General features: G+C 48.3%; 4 protein-coding genes. All 4 read left to right on the forward strand.

The window, feature by feature from the left end; genetic code table 11:
• The first annotated feature begins 277 nt into the window (after positions 1 to 277).
• The 4 genes from Q0600_RS10585 to Q0600_RS07510 all read left to right on the forward strand — a co-directional run bounded on the left by Q0600_RS10585 (position 278) and on the right by Q0600_RS07510 (position 4603).
• Positions 278 to 2530, forward strand: a complete 2253-nt coding sequence (locus Q0600_RS10585; RefSeq protein ID WP_366517545.1) for a molybdopterin-dependent oxidoreductase — start codon at positions 278 to 280, stop codon at positions 2528 to 2530.
• 282 nt (positions 2531 to 2812) lie between these two features.
• A complete protein-coding gene (gene fdhD, locus Q0600_RS07500; protein WP_298758747.1) occupies positions 2813 to 3595 on the forward strand; it encodes a formate dehydrogenase accessory sulfurtransferase FdhD in 783 nt (260 codons plus the stop codon).
• Between the two features lie 9 nt (positions 3596 to 3604).
• The gene (locus Q0600_RS07505) at positions 3605 to 4396 is read left to right on the forward strand and encodes a LysR family transcriptional regulator (RefSeq protein ID WP_298758749.1); all 792 of its coding nucleotides are present in this window, start codon (positions 3605 to 3607) and stop codon (positions 4394 to 4396) included.
• 18 nt (positions 4397 to 4414) lie between these two features.
• Positions 4415 to 4603, forward strand: coding sequence for a hypothetical protein (locus Q0600_RS07510; RefSeq protein ID WP_005869215.1), 189 nt, complete (start codon positions 4415 to 4417; stop codon positions 4601 to 4603).
• The last annotated feature ends 548 nt before the right edge of the window (positions 4604 to 5151 follow it).

Here is a 5151-nt window from a genome sequence, read left to right on the forward strand (position 1 = left end):
AATCGCGCTTTGAAATAAAACGGAGCGTAATATAATTTCAAAATTCTATTAAAATTATAAAACTTAGCTTAAAAAGCGTCTTTTACGATAAGCGATAAATTTTACACTAAAACGCCGTCATTATCGAGGCAAAAGCGTAAAATTTAACTATTCAATTTAATATGCGATATTTGCATATTGCTTAAATTTTGCTTAAAAAAATTCACTAATTTAAAAATTCTTTTATAATCTAGAAAGTATAATAGCCGTGCAAACCAAAATTCTTGAAAGGAATATTATGCAATCCAGAGAAAAGATTGTCAAAACGACTTGTCCTTACTGCGGCACCGGCTGTGGTATCGATCTTATCGTAAAAGACGGCAGGATCGTAAACGCGCGCCCTACACAGGCCCACCACGTAAATGACGGCGAGCTATGCTTAAAAGGGATGTTCGGCTGGGAGTTTGTAAACTCTCCAAAACGCCTTGCCAAACCTATGATCCGTAAGAAAAACGGAGTATTTGATAGAAGCGGTAAGCTTGAGGAGGTAAGCTTTGAAGAGGCTTATGATTTTGTAGCGTCTAAATTTAAAGAGACCGTCGCTAAATATGGCCCAAGCTCAATAATGGGTTTTAGCTCTGCGCGCTCGAATAACGAAGACAACTACGTTTTTCAGAAATTTTTCCGCGCTCAGGGCAGCAATAACGTCGATCACTGCGCCCGTCTTTGACACGCTCCTACAGTGGCAGGTCTTGCCAACACGCTAGGAAACGGAACGATGACGAACGATTTGGTAGAGTTCGCTACCGATACGGACGTATTTTTGCTCATCGGCACCAACACGAGCGAGTGCCACCCGATCATCGCTATGCAGATGCAGCGAGGATTGCAGCGCGGCGCCAAGATGATCGTAGTAGATCCGAAGCGCACAGATATGGCGAAAAAAGCCGATATCTATTTGCAAATCCCGGTGGGCGCGAACATTAAGACGCTAAATACCATTATGAATGTTATCATTGCTGAAAATCTGCAAGATGACGAGTTTATCAAAAACTACGCTCACGGCTACGAGTATCTAAAAGAAGCGGTTAAGGACTTTACGCCTGAGCGATTTGAGCGCGAGACGGGCGTGAAAAAAGAGCTCGTAATCGAAGCTGCTAGAATGTATGCTAAAGCAGGCGCAGCGGCGATCTGCTACACGATGGGTATCACACAGTTTAGCGACGGCACCTCAAACGTCTTTTCGCTTTCAAATTTAGCCATTTTGACGGGGAATTTAGGCAAAAGAGGCGCAGGCGTAAATCCTTTGCGCGGTCAAAACAACGTCCAGGGCGCATGCGATATGGGCGCGCTACCTAACGTCATCCCCGCAGGCGCGGTAAATTCCGCTTACGCTCAGGAGCAAGCGCGCAGAGTATGGCACTTCGAGCTAAATCCAACTCCAGGCTTTAAGCTTACGGTCGCACCCGATAAGATGGATAGCGGCGAGCTGAAGCTGCTCTACGTTTACGGCGAAAACCCTGTAATGAGCGATCCTTGGACGGAGCACTTCGTGCATGCAACGCACCATTTGGATTGCTTTATCGTGCAGGATCTTTTCTTTACCGAGAGCGCACAGAAGGCCGACGTCGTACTACCTGCTGCCGGCTGGGGCGAGAAGGACGGCACCTTTTTAAACACTTCCCGCCGCGTCCAGCGCACGCGCAAGGCAAGCGAGCCGGCTCCTGGCGTAGAGCCTGATTGGAAGGTGGTTTGCAATATCGCGCAAAGAATGGGACTTGAAGGGTTTGATTTTTTAAGTGCGGAAGAAATTTGGAACGAAGTGCGTGCATTAATGCCTAAATTTTTCGGCGGCATTAGCTACTATAGGCTAGATAAGCTAGGCGGCATCAGCTGGCCATGTCCTGATGAAGATCATCCGGGCACACCGGTTCTCTATGCAGATCATAAATCGATGCTGCCTGATGGTAAATTTAGAATGGTGCCGGTGCTTTACGTGGACGATAAAGAGGAGCGTGCTAAGGCGGAGGCGGATTTCAGAGCCAAGATGAAAATCCCGGATGATTATCCGGTGGGAAGTGGCGCGCTTAGCGAAATACCGGATGAAGTCTATCCGTGCTTGTTTACGACCGGGCGCAAGGTTTATCACTACCATACGGGCACGATGACGAGAGAGTGCCGCGCGTTAGAGTACGGCGCGGGCGCAGAAGGCGCGCTCATCGAGGTAAGCCCCGATATCGCACGCGAACGCGAGCTTACAGAAGGCTGCTACGCGCTCGTTAAAAATAAGCGCGGTCAGATCGCTGCGAAGCTTCGCATAAATCCGGATCTGAAAGAGGGCACGATATTTACGACCTTCCATTACAGCGAGGCCGATGGCAACGAGCTCGTGCATGCGGGCGATCTGGATCCGCTATCGGGCATCCCGCCGCTAAAGATGACGATCGCAAATATCAGAAAGCTTAGCGAGAGCGAGTTTATCGAGTTCAGAAGACAAAACGAGATGTCGATGCACTCCGAGAAACCTTATCTATCGCCGGTGCATAGGTAGTTTGGGCGGCAAGCTCCGCCCGCTTTACATAGATGAAATTTCATCGCGGCTGCACGTAGCGGCAAAATTTGATTAAATTTCATCTCTGCGGGCACTTCATAGCCGCTTGCGCGCACGGTGCGAGCGGCTCGTGGAATTTTCCACGCGATTTTTTAAATTCAAAAATGCGAGCAATTTAAATTTGCGCACGCCGCTTCGGTACTACGGCTTTACTTCGGCGAATTAAGGCTATTTAAGCAAAATTTCACTACGATACGGGCGAAATTCAAACAAGGAAGGTCTATGGAGCCGATTTATAGAGCGGAGATAGTTAAATTTAAAGGCGATGAAAGAAGGATAGTAAGCGATATCTTAGTGCGCGAGATCAAGCTTGAAATTTTACTAAACAGCAAGCGTTTCGGCGCGCTGATGGCGACTCCGAGCGATTTAAAGGCGCTTGCGATAGGATATTTGCTGAGCGAAAATTTGATCTCGGATCCAAGTCGCATAAAGAGTATCGAGCTCGCGCCGGACGGGCTTAGCGTGAATATCTGCGGCGAGATAAACGAAAAGCGGCTAAATAGCTTCGATGCCGAAAAGGTCATCATCAGCGGCTGCGGGCGCAGCTCTACGGCAAATATCGATCCTGAGGCGATGGCGGCGCGCAAAGTCCGCTCGGACGCTAAATTTCATAAGAATGAAATTTTAAATTTGATGAGCGAGTTTTACACGCAGTGCGAGCTTTACGAGATGACGGGCTGTGTGCACACTGCAAAGCTCTTTACCGCGGGCGGCGAGTATTTTATCGGCGAGGATATCGCCCAGCACAATACCATCGATAAATCCGTCGGCAAGGCGGTCTTGGCGGGACACGATACGCAGGGCTCACTTCTTTTGGTAAGCGGCAGGCTAAGCTCCGAAATGGTCGCCAAAGCCGTGATGAGCGGCGTTAGCGCGCTTGTTTCGCGCACGGCTCCTACGAGCCTGGGCGTCGTGATCGCGCGTAAATTTGATCTTACTCTTTGCGGCTTCGCTCGCGGCGAAAATTTAAACGTCTATAGCGGCGAAGAGAGAATTTTGAGTTAAGAGGGCGGCATGGAGATAGATATCAAGATAGACGATAAAAAAGCAAGCGAGATCAAAAGGCTGATTTTAAATTTATTAAATCCAAGCGGCAAGCTTGATTGCGGCGCGGCATTTAAGATCGCCGCCAAACTAGGCGTAGATGCGAGCGTCGTAGGAGATCTCGCGGCACGCGAAGGGATACGGATAGATCGCTGCGAACTCGGGCAGTTCGGCAAGCTGCAATGCAGCGGAGGCAACATAAAGGCGCTGCAAAAGCTAGATCCGCTTTTGGATGAGAAAAGACGGATCTTTTGCCGTGACGCCCGCGCCGTAGCTAGCGGCGGTGTGGGGTTCGATACGGTGCGCTCTACGCTTAAGGAGCACGCTATAGACGTGAAATATTGTCAGCTGGGCTGCTTTAAGGAGAAGAAAGGCAAAAGAATGAGAGTAAAAACAAAAACTTGGATCGAAAATGCGCAGGGCGAGCTCATTTTCGGCAAGGGCAAAACTGAAGTGCTAGACGTGATCGCTCAGACGGGCTCTATCTCTAAAGCCGCCGAGGTTTTAGGGATGAACTACAAAAAATGCTGGAGCCATCTGCAAATTTTACAAAAAAATCTGCAAGAGGAGCTCTTTAGCACCAAGCAAGGCGGCGGCAATGCCGCAGGCACGACGCTAAATGCGCGCGCCTATGAGCTGATCGCCGCGTATAAGCAGCTGCAAAGCGATATAGAAAACTACGCAAACGAGCGCTTTAAGGAGCTTTTTTTGAAAAAAGAGGGCGAGAAAGACGCAAGTAAAGCGGCAGATAAAAACCATTAAATTTTAAAGGAGAGAACGATGTTTGTAAAACTAAACGACCGAACCTATCTAAACAAAGACAGGATCACGCGCATCAAGGTAGATAGCGTCCAGGATGGTATCAGAATTCGCTTCTACGAGGGGCAGTTTCAAGTTGCCAAAAGCGGCAGATTTGAAAGCGAAGAAAAAGCGATGGAGTGGCTGCAGAAAAATTTTATCGGCAAATAGGCGCGAAGCGCACTTCATGACCGCGCGAGCAGCCTGCGAACAGATCCGCAAAATAGCGGCTCTTTGTGATGCGCAGCGGCTGCTCGCCGCTCATTAGCACTACGATAATTCGGTGGTTTGTGCTTTCAAGAAGAGCTTGCGCAAAGATGTTGCGATAAAATTTACGGCGAACGAGCTTCGGATATAGAGCCTAGCGTAGCGTGCAAATAGGGATACGATTACGCAAATATGGTCTATGACGACATTCGTTCGCCAAATTTACTCGAAAGATTTCATCATTCAAACCCGGCTTAACCGCATTTTTCAGCTAACTTTGCCTATTTCGCCTATATAGTATTTATATTTTATTAAGTACTGATTGGATATAGTCGCGGGCAAAATTCTAAGGGGAAATTTTGAAAAGCTTCAAACTTCGGTTTATTTATGCCATCTGCGTGGTGGTCGTATGCGCGCTGTATCTGCTAGGCGAAAGATCGGGCCTTGTGGAGCGCAAGCAAACCCATTTTACCGTTACTTCAGATACTAATGTTTCCAAAGTGCCGGGTCTT

The organism is uncultured Campylobacter sp. (assembly GCF_938041645.1).
Classification (GTDB): domain Bacteria; phylum Campylobacterota; class Campylobacteria; order Campylobacterales; family Campylobacteraceae; genus Campylobacter_B.

Coding starts and splice junctions, on each gene's coding strand:
- fdhD (WP_298758747.1), top strand. CDS start 2,813: ATGGAGCCGATTTATAGAGCGGAGATAGTTAAATTTAAAGGCGATGAA.
- Q0600_RS07505 (WP_298758749.1), top strand. CDS start 3,605: ATGGAGATAGATATCAAGATAGACGATAAAAAAGCAAGCGAGATCAAA.
- Q0600_RS07510 (WP_005869215.1), top strand. CDS start 4,415: ATGTTTGTAAAACTAAACGACCGAACCTATCTAAACAAAGACAGGATC.